A 959-nucleotide genomic window follows, 5' to 3' on the forward strand; every position below is an offset into this window, starting at 1 on the left:
TCTGGCATGATGTCGCCTTGCTTAAAGTAAGCACGACTGTCAGATTTTGCTTGCGTGAACCAGTAGCCTGATTTAGGACAGGGCTGATTGGCAGGGCAACGTCCTTTGGCTTGACTGGTAATTTCAGGTTTATTGGGTTTGGTTTTATTTTCATAGTAAGGCGTCATGCCTTCGCCCGCCTCAGAACGCTTAATGAACTCTTCATAAGTGATTTTATAAGGGTCAATTGATACAGATTTGCTGGTATCGATACCTGTCTCTTTAAGTACGAGTGGTAGCGTATAGTCAGGTTGATTTTGCTGAATTTTCAATCCCATTTTAATGGCTTTAGTCTCGAAAAAAAGTCTAGCTTCAGGTAATCCGCCATAAAGCTTACTATATTCTTTGGTCAAAGATTCATCATAGTTATTAGGGATTATTTGTCTTATTAACTCTAACTCATCGAAAATATCTAAGCTAATCAGGTAATGACGATTACCAGTAGATGGATCTGTTTGTCTATTTATTCTAATATTCATAAATACATCTGTACCATGTCGCAGTTGCCATATTTGTAAATCACTGAGCTGCATCCATTGCTCAAAGTTCAAAGGGTAGGTGTAATCAAGATTAAAGTCACTTCCACCTTCTTTTGTAGCAAATGTAAAGCTGTCTTTAGGGCTTAAACGAGGTTCACTTAAACTTTTAGCATACGTCCAACCCTTATCTTGTAGTTCTTTAAAGAAAGACATCATTTTTTTATAAGCATCTTCGTCTGATATACCGTTGTCTGTCTTATCGAAGAAAAAATCAACTGTAATTTTATTCAACCCTTTCTGCTCGCTAGTTACCTTATCCATAGCTAAAGTAGTGACAACTTGGTCAATCTTGAAACTATCATCAGAATAATGGAAAATTGCTTTCCCCATGTTGCTTGTTGAAAAGTCATAACCTTGAAAAGTAACGCCCATAGGTTGAGC

1 pseudogene is annotated in these 959 nt (G+C 37.3%); it reads right to left on the reverse strand.

What is annotated here, in order from left to right:
• Positions 1-809: pseudogene (locus tag EI162_RS14315) on the reverse strand (hypothetical protein); the annotation flags it as partial.
• Positions 810-959 lie beyond the last annotated feature (150 nt).

The organism is Psychrobacter sp. FME6, from assembly GCF_014861365.1.
GTDB lineage: Bacteria > Pseudomonadota > Gammaproteobacteria > Pseudomonadales > Moraxellaceae > Psychrobacter.